The sequence below is a fragment of the Methylobacterium sp. OAE515 genome (genome assembly GCF_041806315.1).
Classification (GTDB): domain Bacteria; phylum Pseudomonadota; class Alphaproteobacteria; order Rhizobiales; family Beijerinckiaceae; genus Methylobacterium; species Methylobacterium tardum.
Window position 1 is genome coordinate 560,210 of the sequence record NZ_JBGMUV010000001.1, and the last position, 16,164, is coordinate 576,373.

17 protein-coding genes are annotated in these 16,164 nt (G+C 70.8%); 7 read left to right on the plus strand and 10 right to left on the minus strand.

Annotated features, from left to right (window positions below):
• Positions 1 to 34: 34 nt before the first annotated feature.
• From ABIE45_RS02715 to ABIE45_RS02725, 3 genes are all read right to left on the minus strand, one after another.
• On the minus strand, positions 35 to 454 hold the full coding sequence (locus tag ABIE45_RS02715; RefSeq protein ID WP_192710705.1) for a CopG family transcriptional regulator: 420 nt from the start codon (positions 452 to 454) through the stop codon (positions 35 to 37).
• 11 nt (positions 455 to 465) lie between these two features.
• A complete protein-coding gene (locus tag ABIE45_RS02720) occupies positions 466 to 660 on the minus strand; it encodes a hypothetical protein (protein ID WP_192710704.1) in 195 nt (64 codons plus the stop codon).
• Positions 661 to 736: 76 nt separating this feature from the next.
• Complete coding sequence (locus ABIE45_RS02725) at positions 737 to 2,086, minus strand: amidohydrolase family protein (protein WP_209578415.1); 1,350 nt, start codon at positions 2,084 to 2,086, stop codon at positions 737 to 739.
• Positions 2,087 to 2,291: 205 nt separating this feature from the next.
• On the opposite strand from ABIE45_RS02725, the gene ABIE45_RS02730 reads away from it, so the two are divergent.
• The 3 genes from ABIE45_RS02730 to ABIE45_RS02740 all read left to right on the plus strand — a co-directional run bounded on the left by ABIE45_RS02730 (position 2,292) and on the right by ABIE45_RS02740 (position 6,166).
• Complete coding sequence (locus ABIE45_RS02730) at positions 2,292 to 3,263, plus strand: TAXI family TRAP transporter solute-binding subunit (protein WP_192710702.1); 972 nt, start codon at positions 2,292 to 2,294, stop codon at positions 3,261 to 3,263.
• Between the two features lie 85 nt (positions 3,264 to 3,348).
• Positions 3,349 to 4,527: an amidohydrolase family protein gene (locus ABIE45_RS02735; protein ID WP_373622105.1), complete on the plus strand. Its 1,179-nt coding sequence runs from the start codon at positions 3,349 to 3,351 to the stop codon at positions 4,525 to 4,527.
• Positions 4,528 to 4,789: 262 nt separating this feature from the next.
• The gene (locus tag ABIE45_RS02740; protein ID WP_192710701.1) at positions 4,790 to 6,166 is read left to right on the plus strand and encodes a cytochrome P450; all 1,377 of its coding nucleotides are present in this window, start codon (positions 4,790 to 4,792) and stop codon (positions 6,164 to 6,166) included.
• A gap of 77 nt (positions 6,167 to 6,243) precedes the next feature.
• Here the strand turns inward: ABIE45_RS02740 and ABIE45_RS02745 are convergent, their stop codons facing one another.
• Positions 6,244 to 7,653: an amidase gene (locus tag ABIE45_RS02745; RefSeq protein ID WP_192710700.1), complete on the minus strand. Its 1,410-nt coding sequence runs from the start codon at positions 7,651 to 7,653 to the stop codon at positions 6,244 to 6,246.
• Positions 7,654 to 7,761: 108 nt separating this feature from the next.
• On the opposite strand from ABIE45_RS02745, the gene ABIE45_RS02750 reads away from it, so the two are divergent.
• Positions 7,762 to 8,325, plus strand: a complete 564-nt coding sequence (locus tag ABIE45_RS02750) for a TetR/AcrR family transcriptional regulator (protein WP_192710699.1) — start codon at positions 7,762 to 7,764, stop codon at positions 8,323 to 8,325.
• Between the two features lie 71 nt (positions 8,326 to 8,396).
• Here ABIE45_RS02750 and ABIE45_RS02755 read toward each other — a convergent pair whose 3' ends face one another.
• The 3 genes from ABIE45_RS02755 to ABIE45_RS02765 form a co-directional block, all read right to left on the minus strand.
• Positions 8,397 to 9,080, minus strand: a complete 684-nt coding sequence (locus ABIE45_RS02755) for a type 1 glutamine amidotransferase domain-containing protein (RefSeq protein WP_192710698.1) — start codon at positions 9,078 to 9,080, stop codon at positions 8,397 to 8,399.
• A gap of 52 nt (positions 9,081 to 9,132) precedes the next feature.
• Positions 9,133 to 9,381: a hypothetical protein gene (locus ABIE45_RS02760; protein WP_192710697.1), complete on the minus strand. Its 249-nt coding sequence runs from the start codon at positions 9,379 to 9,381 to the stop codon at positions 9,133 to 9,135.
• A gap of 85 nt (positions 9,382 to 9,466) precedes the next feature.
• Positions 9,467 to 10,069: a TetR/AcrR family transcriptional regulator gene (locus ABIE45_RS02765; protein WP_192710696.1), complete on the minus strand. Its 603-nt coding sequence runs from the start codon at positions 10,067 to 10,069 to the stop codon at positions 9,467 to 9,469.
• Positions 10,070 to 10,505: 436 nt separating this feature from the next.
• Between ABIE45_RS02765 and ABIE45_RS02770 the strand changes: the two genes are divergently transcribed.
• On the plus strand, positions 10,506 to 10,778 hold the full coding sequence (locus ABIE45_RS02770) for a hypothetical protein (protein WP_373622107.1): 273 nt from the start codon (positions 10,506 to 10,508) through the stop codon (positions 10,776 to 10,778).
• A gap of 446 nt (positions 10,779 to 11,224) precedes the next feature.
• On the opposite strand, the gene ABIE45_RS02775 is transcribed toward ABIE45_RS02770, so the two are convergent.
• Positions 11,225 to 12,844 (minus strand): methyl-accepting chemotaxis protein, encoded by a 1,620-nt coding sequence (locus ABIE45_RS02775; RefSeq protein WP_373622109.1) that lies wholly within the window; start codon positions 12,842 to 12,844, stop codon positions 11,225 to 11,227.
• A 191-nt stretch (positions 12,845 to 13,035) separates the two neighbouring features.
• Positions 13,036 to 13,971, minus strand: coding sequence for a LysR family transcriptional regulator (locus tag ABIE45_RS02780; RefSeq protein ID WP_192711048.1), 936 nt, complete (start codon positions 13,969 to 13,971; stop codon positions 13,036 to 13,038).
• A 103-nt stretch (positions 13,972 to 14,074) separates the two neighbouring features.
• On the opposite strand from ABIE45_RS02780, the gene ABIE45_RS02785 reads away from it, so the two are divergent.
• Together ABIE45_RS02785 and ABIE45_RS02790 are read left to right on the plus strand one after the other, a co-directional pair.
• On the plus strand, positions 14,075 to 14,797 hold the full coding sequence (locus ABIE45_RS02785; protein WP_192711049.1) for an SDR family oxidoreductase: 723 nt from the start codon (positions 14,075 to 14,077) through the stop codon (positions 14,795 to 14,797).
• A gap of 50 nt (positions 14,798 to 14,847) precedes the next feature.
• Positions 14,848 to 15,249, plus strand: a complete 402-nt coding sequence (locus tag ABIE45_RS02790; protein ID WP_192711050.1) for a nuclear transport factor 2 family protein — start codon at positions 14,848 to 14,850, stop codon at positions 15,247 to 15,249.
• Positions 15,250 to 15,264: 15 nt separating this feature from the next.
• Here ABIE45_RS02790 and ABIE45_RS02795 read toward each other — a convergent pair whose 3' ends face one another.
• Positions 15,265 to 16,158 (minus strand): NAD(+)/NADH kinase, encoded by an 894-nt coding sequence (locus ABIE45_RS02795; RefSeq protein WP_192711051.1) that lies wholly within the window; start codon positions 16,156 to 16,158, stop codon positions 15,265 to 15,267.
• Positions 16,159 to 16,164: the final 6 nt, after the last annotated feature.

Sequence of the window (16,164 nt, forward strand, 5' to 3'; positions counted from 1 at the left end):
CTCGTTCGGGAAGCATCGTGTCGGCGTTGGCGTGTCAGGTAATCCGGTCGGCCAAGGCGGCCTTGACTGCGGGGCTGGCCTGGAAGGCGCCGAGCACCTCGACCGCGGCGATGGCCGCGCGTGCGAGCTCGGGGGTGACATCCGGAGCGATGCTGGCCAGCCCGAGCACCTGGATGTGGATCGGCGTCCCGGAGTCGCGGGCGGCTTCGAGTGTCAGCTTCGAGTAGTACGACAGGCCCAGCCGCAACTGCTTGCGGCTGACGGACTGCCTCACGGCCTCGCCTTGGCGCTCGATCTGGTTGCGCACCGCGGTGCGGATGAAATCGGCCCGGTTGGCGTAGAAGCCGTCGCGCACCATCAGGTCGATATGGCCCAGATCGACGAAGCCGAGATTGACCGTCAGCTTCTCGCTGTCGGGCAGCTTCGGCCGCAGCTCACGCACGTTCTCCGCCATCTCGACCCTCCTCAGACCATCCCGTTGGATGGCCTGAAGATGGCGAGCGCATTCTTGCGCGCAAGGGCAGGATTGGAAATTCGACTTGCGCCGAGGCGGTCGACACCGTGAAGGCGAAGGTTTTCTGGGACCTCCGCCTCGGCGGGCTGCACGACGCGTCCGATCTCGACCGCGCAGGGATCGGTGACCGCGTCAGCGGCGGCCACGCCTCCCCGCGGGACATCGGTGTCCCGCGCAGCGGCATCTCCCGCCCGGCCGTACCGGGATCGGGAGCACGGGGCGCTATCGCGACGTCGCGGATGCGCCGGGCGCCGTCGATGCCCCGTCTTGCCGTTGGCCGGCGCGCCAGACCTCGACGATCCGGGCGCTGTTGGCGATGTCCTTGGACGGGTCCGCCTCGAGGATCACGAGGTCGGCGCGGCGGCCGGCTTCCAGCGTGCCGCGATCGGAAAGACCGAGAAGCTCGGCCGCTTTCGACGTTGCGGTGGTGAGGGCCTGCATGGGTGTGAAGCCCGCCTGCACCATCAAGGCCAACTCGCGGTGCTCGGCGACGCCGGGAACGCGCTCGGGTGCCGCGCCGCTGTCGGTGCCGAACCCGATCCGCACGCCGGCGTCGGCGAGACGCTTCAGATTGGCCAGATTCACCGCCAGCGAATCCCGGGCGGCCTGCGCCTTGGCGCTCGCGCGCGTCTCGCGCTGCCACGTCGGATCGTCGAACCGGGCCTTCAGATCGGGGGCCAGCGCCGTCCGGACGAACGGGGTCTGCGCCCAGGCCGGTGCGTCCGCATAGACGAACGTCGCCTCGTCGAGGGCGAGCGTCGCGATGTACCAGGTGTTCTGCGCCTTGAGCAGCGCGATCAGGTCCGGATCGACCGGCTTGTCGCGCACGCCGTGGGCCAGCACATCCACACCGGCCTTGGTGATCGCACGCGCATCCTCCAGGTCGTGGACATGCGCCGCGACCCGCAGGCCGAGCCGGTGCGCCTCGTCGATCACGGCCTCGTAGACCGCGGGCTGCATCTTCGCCGGCACGGCCCCGCCGAAATCGTCGAGCCAGAGCTTCACCATGTCGGTGCCGCGCCCCTTCATCGCGCGGACGGCCTCGCGGCCCTCTTCGGCGTTGGCGGGACGGAAGAGCTGATCCGCGCTCACGCGGATCATCGCCTGGGGCGGGCCCCCGTCCGGTACGCCGATGCCGCGATCGACCCCGAACAGGTCGGCGCCGGGGATCCGGCCCGCATGCGCCTCGGCGCGGATCTCCGGCATGATCGCGCCGTTGAGCCCGAGCGCCATGATCGTGGTGACGCCCCGGTCGGTATAGGCCTTGAGCTGGGCGAGGATGTTCTCGCGCGTGTAGTTCCGGGCGCCGACATCGACGCCCTGGACGATGCCGACATGGGAGTGGTCGGAGATCAGCCCCGGCATAATCGTACGGCCGCGCATCTCCCGGATCTCGGCATCGGGCGGTACCGCGACCGCGGTGCGCGGTCCTGCCGCGACGATGCGGTCGCCGTCGACGATCACCACGGCGTCCTCGACAGGCTCGGCCGATCGGCCATCGATCAGCCGGATTCCCGAGAAGGCCAGCGGTTTCGCGACGGCGCCGCCGACGCAACCGAAACCGAGACTCATGGCAGCCGCCACAACCGGCAGTAACGCGTACTGTCGCATCGCCTTGTCCTCCCGATCCAGCGCGGGGCATTGTCGGCCGCTGGAGTTGGCGTGCGGCCTTGGTTCGCGCGTCTGGCTTGCGCGTCGATCTGAGGGCTTTCCGGCGCGATTGTCGAGGTGTGCCGCACCGCTCCGGCGCTGCTGAACACCGCGGAGGGAGAATATGATGCGGCGGCGTCAACTGCTCCTGGGTTTGGCGGCCTGCGGCTCGCTCGCGCCCGCATGGGCTCAGCCATGGGCTCAGCAGCCCGAGGCCGCCCTCAACCTGACCCTCGGGACCGCGACGCCGGGCGGTTCCTTCCCCGCCTTCGGCCGCGCGCTCATCGCCGCACTCCGCGACGTCGATCCCGGGGTGACCATCGAGCCGAGGATCACCAAGGGCTCGACGGAGAACCTGACCCTGCTCAAAGCGGGGCAGCTCGACCTGGCGCTGGTGCAGGGTGAGTATGCCTATGAGGCCTTGTCCGGCGAACAGGCCCGAAGCGATCGCCTGTCGGTCGTGGCCCCCATCGACGCGTCGCCCGGGCTGTTCGTGGTCCCGGCCGCCAGTCCGATCCGGGGCGTTCAGGATCTGCGCGGCCGTGCCGTGGCGCTCGGGACGCGCGGCTCGGGCTTCACGATCATGGGGAGAACCGTGCTCCAGGGCTCCGGCCTCGATCCCGACCACGACATCACGCCGATCCTCCTCGACGACGCCGGCGAGGGCGCCGCACAGGTTCTCGACGGCCGCGCGGCGGCCCTGTGGGGCGCAAGCCTCGGCTGGCCGGGCTTCAGGACGCTCGCGGATGCTCCGGGCGGCGCCCGCTTCTTCGGCCCAGCCCCCGAGGCGATCCCCACCATCCTGGCCCTGCGCGCCTCGATGCGCCGTCTGACCGTCCCGCCGGCCTCCTTCCGCGGACAGGACGCGGCGATCGAGACCGTCGGGTCCTGGAGCTTCATCCTGGCGCGCCCCGGCCTCGACGGTATCGGTGTCACCCGGCTCGTCCGCGCGATCGACCGGGGCCGGGATATTTTGGCCCGGTCCTATCCTCAGGGCCGCGAGAGCGACCCGCGCAATCTGGTCGCGACCGTACCGGCCGCCTGGCTGCATCCGGCGACGGCCGCATACCTGCGCGCGGTGGGAGCCGATCCGGGATGACCGCGGATCGACCGTTTCCGAACGGCACGCCGGCCCTCGGCGAGAGGTCGCGCGCACCCGTTACTCAGCCGGAGGACGCCCAACGATGACCGTCGAGATCGAGCCTGCCGCAGGCGCGTCCTGCCCATGCTGCCTGCCGCGCCGCGGCTTTATGCGCGGTCTTGCCGGCTTGGGCGCCGGCTTGGGCGCTGCGGTGTCGATCTCGGCGCAGGCCGAGCCCGCGCGCCACACCGGCCTCGTCATCGATTGCCACGGCCACTACACGACCGAGCCGGCCGCCATGCTGGCGTGGCGCAAGCGCCAAGTCGACGCCATCAACGACCCCGCGCAATCGCCCGCGCCCGCCGACTTGAAGGTCACCGACGACGAGGTGCGCGCCAGCGTGATCGGTCGGCAGCTCAAGCTTCAGTCCGAGCGTGGCATCTCCCTCGCTCTGTTCTCGCCGCGCGCCGGCGGGATGGGCCACCATATCGGCAATGCCCGCACCAGCCTCGACTGGTCGATCGTGTCGAACGACATGATCCACCGCGTCGCGAGCCTGATGCCGAAAAACTTCGTGGGCGTCTGCCAGCTGCCGCAGACGCCGGGCGTCTCGCCGAAGAACTGCACGGCCGAGCTGGAGCGCTGCGTGAAGGAACTCGGCTTCGTCGGCTGCAACGTCAACCCGGACCCGTCCGGCGGCTACTGGACGGATCCGCCGCTGTCCGACCGCTTCTGGTACCCGCTCTGGGAGAAGATGGTCGAACTCGATGTGCCGGGCATGGTCCACGTCAGCGCCTCGGCCAACCGCAACTTCCACGCGACCGGAGCGCACTACATCAACGGCGACACCAGCGCCTTCATGCAGTTCGTCACGTCGGACCTCTTCAAGGACTTCCCGACGCTGCGCCTGATCATTCCCCATGGCGGCGGCGCGGTTCCCTATCACTGGGGCCGCTACCGGGGGCTTGCCCAGGACATGAAGCGGCCTCCGCTGTCCGCGCTGATGGGCAACGTCTTCTTCGACACCTGTGTCTACCATCAGCCGGGCATCGACCTGCTGCTCAAGGTCGTGCCCTCCGACAACGTGCTGTTCGCCTCGGAGATGGTGGGTGCGGTGAACGGGATCGACCCTGAAACGGGGCACGCCTACGACGACACCAAGCGCTACGTCGAAGCCGCCGCCCTGTCGGAAACGGATCGGGCCAAGGTCTTCGCGGGGAACGCGCTCAAGGTCTACCCGCGCCTCCCGGACAAGCTTCGGGCGGCCGGTCTGGTCCCATGACAGCCGGTCCTCACCCCGGCGCCGATCGCGGGTGGCGGCCGGCACGCGGCCGTCGCGGCAACTGGCCCCGCTCAGCCTCAGCCCGAGCGGCATAGCGTTGGCATCCACGCCGAGCGGGCGCTTCGAACCGAAGCAGCGGCCGGCCTGTAACCGCGCCTGAGAAGCCGGTACGGATCCCGGCATGCCCGCTGCCCGTCGGAACCGGCCCGGCAGCGGTCGGGAAGCGACGCACGACCGCCGTCGCCTTCAACGAGGACACCCGATGGACACCGTCATCACGGCGACCGACACGCCCGGGCAAGCCTCCTTCGCCCCGCCCATGCCGCCGCTGGCGCCCGACCGCGTGGGCGCCCTCGGCGTCCTGGCCGGCCTGCGCCGCAACGCCTACTCCGCCTTTCCGCCCCGGTGCCGCGAGCAGGCGGTCCTCGTTCTGCCGATGCTCGGCCGCGACGTCGTCATCGCTGCCGGCCCGCAGGCGATGCGCGACGTGCTGGCCACGCGCCCGGACCTCTACCGGCGCATCGCGGCCGGCGATCGCATCTTCGGGGCTCTCATCGGGCGCGGCGTCGCCGCCAGCGAGGGTCAGGCTTGGCGCCGGCAGCGCCGGACTCTGGCGCCGGCCTTCACGCCCCGCACCGTGACCTTGCTCGCCCCGCACATGGCCGCTTGCGCCGAGGCGGCCTTCGCCCGGCTGGAGGCGTCTCGCGGCGAACCCGTGAACCTGCTCGGGGTGATGCAGGACCTCAGCCTTGCCGTCGCCTGCACGAGCATGTTCTCCCTGGAGGTCGACGCGTTCGGACCGCAGCTGCGCGCCCTGCTTCTGTCCTACGCCGACGGCGTCGGGCGGCCGCGGGCGAGCGACTTCATCCTGCCGCCTCGGGTGCCGACGCTCGCCACCCTCCGCCGCGCGCGCTTCCGTCGGCGCTGGCGGGCGCTCATCCTCGCGATCATCGCCCAGCGCCGGGCCGCACATCACCCGGGGGCGCCGCGCGACCTCTTCGACCTTCTGTCCGAGGCTTACGGGGATCGGGAGGAGGACCTCCTGGCCGACGAGGTGTCGACGATGATCTTCGCCGGGCACGAGACGACGGGCCTGACGCTGTTCTGGGCCTGCTACCTGCTGGCCAACGCACCCGACTGGCGCCGCGCCGTCCGGCGGGAAGCGCGGCGGGTGGACCTGTCCCCGGGCGGGGCCGGGTCGGCCGTCGGCGCTCTGCCGCAGACGCGCGCCGTGGTGGATGAGGCGCTGCGTCTCTACCCGCCGGCCTACATGACGGCACGCCAGGCGGTGGCGGATCACGCGCTGTGCGGCGTCCCGGTCAAGCGTGGGGCCATCGTGCTGATGCCGTTCACCCTGCTGCACACCGACCCGCGCCTGTGGACGTCGCCCGAGCGTTTCGACCCCGGGCGCTTCCTCGGACCCGAGAAGCCGGATCGCTACAGCTTCCTGCCGTTCGGCGCGGGTCCCCGCGTGTGCATCGGGGCGCAGCTGGCCACGTCCGAGGCGGTGCTGGTCCTGGCGCGGTTACTGCGGGACAACGACCTCGTCCTGGACGATGACGGGCCGGTGCTGCCGGTCGGCTCGTTCGCCACCCGGCCGAGCCGTTCCCCGACCTTCCGCCTGCTTCCGGCCGCGTGACCGGTGCCGGCGACCTGCGACCGCGGCGCGCGGGTGGCGAGCGTCCTCGGCTCGCCCCGCAGGTTTCCTCTCTCTCGTCAGAGGCTCGGGTGCAGCCCGCGGACCGGGCTCAGGCCCTCCAGCAGCGACGCGGCGTGCAGCACGGTCGTCTCCGCCTGCCAGCGTCCCACCACCTGCACGTTGATCGGCAGCCCGTCGCGGCTGGTCCCGAACCGCATCGACAGGCCCGGCAGGCCGGTCACGTTGAGGGGCACGGTCGCGCCCTGCAGGTAGGTCAGGTCGACGGTCTCGCCGTTGACGACGAGGTCCCGGATGCCGTGCCTGTGCGCCGGGACCGGCAGCACGGGGGTCAGGAGAACATCGTGGTCGCGGAAATAGGCGGCATAGCCGTCCCGGAGCCGCTCCGCCGCCTGCTCGGCCGCGACGTAATCCTCCATCGACGTGTCGGGCAGCGACAGCATCGTCCTGGCCATCGTGTAGATCTCGGCGTCGGGACGGCCGGCGATCGCCGCGCGGAATGCCGGCTTCATCTCCATGACGTGGAGCTTGTTGAACACGTCGAGGGCGAAGTCGCGCTCCAGCGCCGGGATGCGCACCTCCTCCATCTGATGACCCTCGCCCTTGAGGGCCTCGGCTGCCGCCCGCACGGTCGCGGCGACCTCCGTGTCGATGGGCCCGAAGCCCGGCCCGACCATCCAGCCGACGCGGAGCTTGCGGTCGGGGGCGGCGCCGAGGCCGGCGTCGAACGGGACGGTGCTGGTCGCGAAGCTGTCCAGTCCGTCGGGGCCGGCCAATTGCGAGAGGGCGAGCGCGAGATCGCGGACGCTGCGCGCCATCGGGCCGACATGCCAGAAGCGGCGCGGCGCCCGCGGCCAGATGCCGGTCATCGGCACGCGCCCGTGGGTCGCCTTCAGCGAAACGATGCCGGTCTGGGCCGCCGGGCCGCGCACCGAGATGGCGAGGTCGGTCCCGAGGCCGAGCGGCGACATGCCCGCCGCGATCGCCGCCGATTCGCCGCCGCTTGAGCCGCCCGGCGTGCGGTCGAGGTTCCATGGGTTGTTTGAGCGGCCGGAGAGCAGGTTGTCGCTCTCGATCCAGTAGGAGAATTCCGGGAGGTTGGTCTTCGCGAGGAGGATGCCGCCCGCGTTCTTCATCCGCGCGACGCTGGTGGCATCGGCATCCGGGATCCGACCCCTGAAGATCGGCGAACCGCGCTGGGTCAGCACGCCGGCGGTGTCGATGGAATCCTTCACGGTGAACGGCACGCCGTGCAGGGGCCCGAGTTCCTCGCCGGCGAGGACGGCGGCTTCCGCGGCCGCTGCAGCGTCGAGCGCATCCGCCGCGACGGTGACGATGGCGTTGACCTTGGGGTCGACGGCTTCGATTCGGTCGAGATGTGCCCGCACGACCTCGACGGGCGAGAGCTGCTTCGTCCGGATCAGCTCAGCCAGTTCGGTAGCGTCCGAGAAGATGATGTCCTGCGTCATGTCGCTTCCCTACCTGTCGTTAGGCAGGCCAGAAGTACGACTGGATTTTTGGCTCGTCAATCCCTAACTAACGATCGTTAGTTTTTCGGTGCGGGTGGGGTGTGTGCGATGAGTTCGAACGCGCGGGAAACGATCCTGGCCGCCGCACGGAAGACCGCCCAGGCGCACGGCTACGGCGGGCTGAGCTACCGCGATCTCGCCGACGCAGTCGGCATCAAGGCGGCGAGCATCTACCACCACTTCGCCAGCAAGGCCGATCTCGGCGCCGCCGTGGCCAAGCGCTACTGGGAGGATACGGCGGCGGAGCTGGATGCGATGCTGGCCGAGACCTCGGATCCGGTCCGTTGCCTGCGGCTCTATCCAGGCACCTTCCGAAGGTCGCTCGAGGACGGGAACAGGCTCTGCCTGTGCAGCTTCATGTCGGCGGAATACGCCAACCTGCCGGACATCGTGCAGCGGGAGGCGCAAGGCTTCGCCGACGTCAACATCGCCTGGCTCGGCAAGGTGCTGGTCATGGCGGGGGCTGTGGAGCCCGAGGACAGCGAGGCGCGGGCCCGAGCGATCTTCGCCGCCGTGTCCGGAGCCCAGCTGTACGCGAGGAGCCGGTCGGACGTCGCGCAGTTCGACAGCCTGATCGAGACCTACCGCGCCTCGGGCCTCCTGCCGGGGTAGATACCGAGGCGCGGTCGGCCGGGATGCCGAACGCGCCTCGGGTTCGTCTGCGGTCCGTGCACCCCAGGGCGTCAGGCGCGCGCGAGCAGGCCGAGAAGGCGCTCGGCCGCGGGTCCGGACGAGGCCGGATTCTGGCCGGTGATCAGCAGGCCGTCGGCGACCACGTAGGGCTCCCAGTCCCCGGCCTTGCTGAACCGGCCGCCGTTCCGCTTCAGTTCGTCCTCGACGAGAAACGGGACGACCTGGGTGAGGCCCACGGCCTCTTCCTCGGTGTTGGTGAAGCCGGTGACCTCCTTGCCGTCGACGAGCGGCCTGCCGTCAGGCGCCTTGGCATGACGCAGCACGCCCGGCGCGTGGCAGACGAGGGTGACGGGCCTGCCAGCCCTGAGCGTCGTCTCGATCAGCCGGACGGAAGCGGGATCTTCGGCCAGGTCCCACAGGGGGCCATGCCCGCCGGGATAGAACACCGCATCGAAGCCCTCAGGGTTGACGCCATCGAGCCGGACGGTGTCCGCCAGGACGGCGTTGGCGTCGCGGTCCGCCTCGAAGCGTCGGGTCAGGTCGGTCTGGAAGCCCGGCTCGTTGCTCTTGGGATCCAGCGGCGGCCGTCCGCCCTTGGGTGAGGCGAGGACCACCTCGGCGCCGGCATCCTTGAACACGTAGTAGGGGGCGGCAAGCTCCTCCAGCCAGAAGCCGGTCTTCCGGCCGGTGTCGCCGAGCTGGTCGTGCGAGGTCAGTACCATCAGGATCTTCATCGTCGTTCTCCGGGGTTGGTGTGGATCTGTCGTCGGTACGTGCGCGAGCGGGTCAGTTGTGGCGGGCCGCCATCTCGTCGATGGAACGCGCGGCGGTCGCCTCGCGCGCCGGCCTGGCCTCGGCTCCCTCGGGCGCTGGGCCCGCGCGGCGAGCCGACTCGGGACCGGCCATACGGACGGCGCCGATGACCTCCAGGGTGATGCGCTCCTCGGCCGAGGCGGCGGTGCCACCGAACAAGGCGGCCCCGAGTTCGGCGAGCAGCAGGTAGGGAGCGATGGGATTTGCGCTTGGTGGGGTCATGGTCTCTCCTCCGATGGGAATTTAGTAGACTGGTCGTCTAAGGTCTGCGCGCGGACATGCCCCGCATCGGGATCGGTTCGCCCGGTCAGGCGGGTCCCGGCTCCAGGATGCGCCGCGTCGTCGTCATCGCGGCTTCGAACGGTGCGTCGGTGCGCTCGATCTTCGCCATGAGGCTCGCACCGAGCCACAGGTGGTAGAGGGTCTCGGCCGTCGCGCGAGGCTCGGCCTCGACCTTCAGCGAGCCCTCGGCAACCCCCGCCTGGATGGCGCCCGTCACACGGTCGATGATCCCGGCCGTGCCGCGCTTGAGAGCCAGCCGCATAGGCTCGGACAGGTCCGAGACTTCCGCCGCGAGCTTCACCGCAAGGCACTTGCGCTGGTAGTCGATGCTGCCCTGCGTCGCCTGCCACTTGCGCCAGTAGTTCATCAGGCGCTCGGCATGGCTGAGGCCGGGCTCGGCGAGGGTCGCGTCGATGTCGGCAAGGTACGCCTCGAAGTAGTCGGCCAGGAGGGCCTCGCCGAACGCCTCCTTCGAGCCGAAGTAGTGGTAGAAGGACCCCTTCGGGACCCCGGCCGCGACCAGGATCTCGTTGAGACCGACGCCCGAGAACCCTTTGGCACCCACGATGCCGTGGGCGGTGTCGAGGATGCCGCGTCGGGTGTCGATGTTGCCGCTGACCTGTGCCATGAACTCGACATAGGCTCGATTAGACCGGTCGTCTAGAGGCGGCGATATGTTTTTTGAACCGATGGTCCTGCGCGTGCCGACGTTTCAGTCCTGGTGCCAGCCTATCGGTCGACGCGAACGGGTGGCCGGGCGCCCGGAACGGCGATCGATCCGCGCGTCTGGTAGCGGGGGCAGATCGCCAGCCTGATGAAGGGGCCTGCCCATAGCCAGGACCTCATGGTTGGCCAGTGCCGTCCAGCCGGTTAACAAGCTCCATTCATCAAGCATTCATCAGCATAACCTTTGCGCCGAGGGACGGATCGGTTCCGATCAGTGCTATGATTTCCGAAAATCAAGGGCACGACAGTTATAATTATTCTTCTCAACACCTCTTAAAGCCGGGTTTCCAGAGCTTACATCTCCGCCACAGCGATGATGCTGCGGAGAGAAGACTATCATGATGAAGCGTGTCGTCACGGCCGCTCTCGCGGCGGGTGCCCTTCTGGCTGCCGGTCCGGCGGCTGAGGCGAAGGGCTGCATCAAGGGCGCTATCGTGGGCGGCATCGCCGGCCACTATGCGGGGCACGGCGTCCTCGGCGCCGTCGGAGGCTGTGCCGCCGGGCGCGCCTTGGCCAACCGCTCGGCCGAACGCCAGCAGGCCGCCCCGCCCGTGAACACCAGCGGTGCGGGCCGCCCCGGCCAGGGCGCCGGCGGCTACGTCAGCTACTGACCCGGAGGCGCAGCATCACGGGCGGGCGCGCCGGGACCCTCGGTAATCCTGTCCCGGCTCTGGTAGCCCGCCACCGCGACCAGGCGCAGGAGAGCCATCATCGAGAGGCCCCCTCGCTCATGTGGCGCCCTCTCCGGGGCGGATCACCGGAAGCCGCCGCGAGGGCAACTCGCGGCGGCGGCGCCACCCGGAGCGGTCAGGAGCCCAGCGCGTGCACGGCGCCGCCGTCTTCCGGGTCTTCGGTCGCCTCCCGAGCGACGCGCTTCGCTTCCCCAAGCGAAAGGCTTTCACGGAACTGCGCACGCGCTCAGCCGTGCGATCGAGGCCGACATCGGCTCCGGGATGAGGATGGATACGGCGGCGCTTGCGGATCTGCGTCGCCGCGAGCGGCGGCCGTATAACCGGAACCGACACAGCACACGGGACCAGAAGAGGCCGGACAGGCCTCAGTGCCGGTAGCGTTCGGCGAGGGCCATGAGCGCCTGGGCCAGCTCCGTCAGGTTGGCCGAGGCGGTCTCGACCTGCCGCGTGCCGGCCGCCGTCTGCTGGCTGGCCTGCCGGATGTTCTGGAGCGCACCCATCACCTGCTCGATGCCGAGCTGCTGCTGGTTCGTCGACGCGATGATCTGCTGGAACACCTGAGCGCCCTCTTCGACCTTCGCGGTGATTTCCTCGATGGTCCGCTGCGTCGTGTCCGAGCGCGTCTTGCCGGCGGCGGCACGCTTGACCGCCTCCTCGGTGAGCATCACCGACGTGTTGATGCCCCGCTGGATCTCGCCCAGGATCCCGCGCACCTGGCCGGTCGCCGCCTTCGCCTGGTCGGCCAGCAGCTTCATCTCCGAGGCCACCACCGCGAAGCTGCGCCCGCTCTCGCCGGCCGCCGCCGCCTCGATCGCCGCGTTGAGCGCCAGCAGGTGCGTGCGCTCCGAGATGTCGTTGACCGTCTCGATGATGTCGCCGATCGTCTGGGTCTTCTCCGACAGGCTCACGATGTTGCCGGCCACCGCCTCGGCCTGCTCGCGGATCGCGTCCATGGCCTTGGCGGTGTCCGAGACGGCGCGCAGCCCCTGGCGGGAGGTCTGGGCGGTGGCCTGGGCGGTGGCGATCACCTCGGTGGCGCGCTTGCTGATCTGCGCGCCCGAATGAGTGATCTCGTCGACCGTGGCGGCGGTCTCCTGCACGGCGGCGAATTGCTGCTCCACGGAGGCGGCCTGCTCCTGCGCCGAGGCGCGGATCTCGGCCGCGGCCGCACTCAGGTCGGCGGTGGCGGCCCGGTTGGTGCGCGCGAGGTCCGACAGCCCCGCCACCATCGCGTTCAGCGTCGTGCCGAGGCGGCCGACCTCGCCGGCCACGCCCGCCTCCAGCCGTCCCGACAGGTCGCCCTCGCCGACCTGCGCGACGAAGGCCATGACGCGCACGAGGGGACGGACGATCAGACGGTTGATGGCGATCCAGATGCCTGCGCAGATCAGGAGCGTCAGCAAGGTCCCGCCCCACAGGGCGACGCTCTCGTCGCGCTGTGCCTGCGCGACACGTCCGACCAGCGCGGTGCGCACCGCATCCTCAAGGGTCTCGATGGCCGCGAGCTTCTCGCGCACCGTGTCGAAGAACTGCTTGCCTTTGCCGTCCGCCTCGATGCGGACCGCTTCGGCCCGGGTCGACGGGTCGGCCGCATTGCGGACGGCCGCCTCGCCGATGTCGGCCTGCCAGCTCCGCGCGGCTGCCACGGCGTCGGCCAGGAGACGCGTGCGCTCGGCATCGTTGCCGATCATGACCTTGAGCCGGCTGATGGCCTCATCAAGGGCCAGGCGTCCGGACCTGTACGGCTCCAGGCTGCCCTCGCGCCCGGTGAGCAGGTAGCCGCGCAGCCCGGTCTCCTGATTGAGCATGGCGGTCCGGAAATTATCGAGGCCGCGGATCAGCTGACTGGAGCGGTTTCGGGCGTCCGTTGCCTCCTGCAGCTGGTTGCCGGTGATCAGGACCGCGCCGCTGCTGAGGACCGACACCAGGGCGATGACGCCGATGGCGCTGCCCAGCGTGCGGTTCAGGCCAAACGTGCTCGGCATGCGCGGATCCCTTGCTCAGTCCTGAAAGCAGACGTGAACGGCAAAGCTGCTCATCACGTGCAGGCATGGCCGATACCAGCGACCGGCCACCGGAGGAACCCGCTACCCCGTGCGCTCGATGGCGTTCGCGCGGCGGATGCAGCCCAAGGCCATCCGCGGATCCTGTGAGGCGGGCCCGCGCCGCTGCGGGATCACGCGCCGATCAGGGCGTCCCAGGGGGTCGGCGACGGGAACACTTCGCCGAGGAAGGCCAGGAACGCCTTGACGTTCGGGTTGCCGCGCCGGCTCTCCGGCCAGAGCGCCGTGACGGCCGAGCGCTCGACCGCGAAATCCCGCAGGACCGGCACCAGCGCGCCGCGCGCGACGAGGGGCGCGACCACGTAGGTCGGCGAGATGCCGATGCCGCCGCCGGCGACCAAGATCGCCGCCACCGCGTCGCTGGAATCCGTGACGAGGCCGGCGTCGGGCGTGACATCCACGACCTTCGCGCCGATCCGGAACGGCCAGCGCAGCGTCTGGCCCGTGCTCTGGAAACGGAAGTTCACGCACGCATGGCCGGCCAGCTCGTCGGGATGCGCCGGGGTGCCGCGACGGGCCAGGTAGTCCGGCGACGCGAAGGCGCAGAGCCGGTGCGGCGCAAGACGGCGGGAGACGAGGCGCGAATCGGCGAGATCGCCCACCCGGATGGCGACGTCGATACCCTCCTCGATCAGGTCGGCGAAGCGGTCGCCCAGGCGCAGGTCGACCGAGAGCTTCGGGTGGCGTGCGCGGAACCGCGGCAGGGCCGGGGCGAGCAGGTGCACGCCGATCGGCAACGGGGCCGTGACCTTCAGGGTGCCGGCCGGCTCGGAGCGCGCCGCAACGGCGGCCTGCTCGATCGCCTCAGCCTCGCGCAGGAGCCGCAGCGCCCGCTCGTGCAGGTCGCGGCCTTCCGGCGTCAGGGTGAGCGAGCGCGTGGTGCGCGTGAACAGGCTGAGGCCGAGGCGCGCCTCCAGCCGCTGCACGCTCTTGCTCACCGCCGAGGGCGAGATGCCGAGGGCGCGGGCGGCGGCCGTGTAGCTCCCGAGCGACGCCGAGCGCGCGAATGCGATGAGGCCGGTGAGGCGGTCGAGGCCAATCTGTTCCATGACGGCACGACTGAACCGAGAACGAGCCCGATTATCAAGCGCGCAGGCCGGTCCCATTCTGTGGTCCACAGGCGCCGCCGGGGCGCCGCACGGGACCAGCGTCATGAGCAGCACCCTTCAGGACCGCACCGTCGTCATCTTCGGCGGCACCTCGGGCATCGGCCTCGCCGCCGCCCGGCAGGCCCAGGCCTCCGGCGCCAGGGTGGTCGTGGTCGGCTTCAACGCCGCGGGCGCCGAGCGCGTCGCCGCCGAGCACGGCTTCGCCGGCTGGCGCGCCGCGGACGTGACCCGGCCCGAGACCATCGCGGCGGCGCTCGCCGACATCCCGCAAGTCGACCACCTCGTGCTCCTCGCTGGCACCTTCGTGGCCGGGAAGGTGCTGGAGGCCGACGTCGATTACCTGAAGCGCGCCTTCGACGAGCGGGTCTGGGCGGCGGTGCACGCCCTGCGGGCCCTCGGAGGCCGGCTGGCCCGGGACGGCTCCGTCACCCTCATCTCCGGCGCCCTGGCGGATCGCCCGAGCGCCCAGGGCACCGCGGTGCTGGCGGCGGCCTCGGCCGCCATGGAGGCCCTGGCCCGCGGCCTCGCCCTGGAACTGGCCCCGGTACGGGTCAACACCCTCTCGCCCGGCACCACCGACACGCCGCTCCTCGCCCGCACGCTCGGCGCCCACCGCGAGGCCTATGTGGCCGCGCTCACCGAGAAACTGCCGCAGCGCCGGCTCGGCACGGCCGAGGAGGCGGGCGCGGCAATCGTCTTCCTCATGAGCAACGGCTTCATGAACGGCGAGACCCTGCACGTTGACGGCGGCGCCCGCCTCGTCTGACGAACGAACCAGGCGGATCCGAGCGCCCGCCTGCGGATGGAGATGACCCGATGCCCGAGACCAGCGACACCGTCCGGCCCGAGGCGGAGCCGGATTACGACCGGTTGCTGCGCGCCAATCTGGAGCGCGTCTTCAACGAGCGCGACGCCGGCAAGCGGGCGGCGGCGCTGGCGGAACTCTTCGTGGACGAGCCGGTCCTGTACGAGCCCGCCGACATCGTGCGCGGCCAGGCCGCCATCGCCGCTCTGGCCGGCAGGCTGCTGGATCAGTTCGGGCCGACATTCCGGTTCACGCCCGTCGGCCCGGCCGTCGGGCACCACGGGCTGGGTTCGCTGCAGTGGCAGGCCGGTCCGGACGGCGGACCGGTCGCGGTCACCGGAGCGGATGTGGCCGAGGTCGTCGGCGGCCGGATCGCGCGCCTCTGGGTGCTGCTCAACCCGCCCGGCCCGTGACGGGACCGCGGCGGCTCAGGCGACCACGAGATTGAGGGTCCGCGACGCGGGCGTGACCGCGACGCGCCGGCCCCAATCGAAGGCGACGAAGTCCTGCTCGATCCCGTCCGCGAACACCACGCCGCCCTCGTTCATGCGCGACGTCACGGTGAGCGGTGCGCCGGCAAACCGGCCCGCGCGCATCGCCGTGCCGGTGGCGACGCTCGGGAACGGCTCGCGCACCCAGTAGCCGAAGGCCGCCTCCTCGATGCCCACCTCCAGGGTGAGATGCGTCGCCTCGCTGATCGAGCGCGCCCACCCGGTCAGGCCGGTGCCCGACGCCACGATCAGCCCGCTCGACGACTGGTCCTCCGCCCGCGCGCCGTCGTCGATCTGGTAGCGGGCGGATTGATGGCTGCGGTGGCCGACGAAGATCTCGTTCAGGGCGAGCAGCCGCACGCCGCCGTCGAACTGAGCCTGCACCATGGTGCGCCGCTGGAGCGGCACCGTGCCGGCGGCGCTGGCGGGCAGGAGGGCGCGCAGGCTTCCCACCCGGGCCCGGGCGAGGACGCCGTCGTAGAGGTCGGGCGCCGCATTGACGCCGACGACCGGCTGGCCGTCCAGGTACTTGGCAACGTTGGCCACGAGCCCGTCCTGCCCCACCGCCACCACGATGTCCTCGGGGGCGAACAGGAAACGGTCGAGATCGGGGCGCCGCACCAGCGCCTGCCGCCAGTCCAGGGGCACGCTGCCGCGGGCCTCGGCCAGCACCGCGTGGAACTGTGCGTGGCGGGCCTCGACCTCGGCGATCGACTGCCCGCGGCTCTCCAGGAAGAACCGGACCTGGCCGCTCGTCGCGTGCCGGGCCAGGAGCAGCTCGTAATCGGTGTCGCGGATCACGAAGACCACGCGGGGTGTCGTGGCCGGCATGGCGCC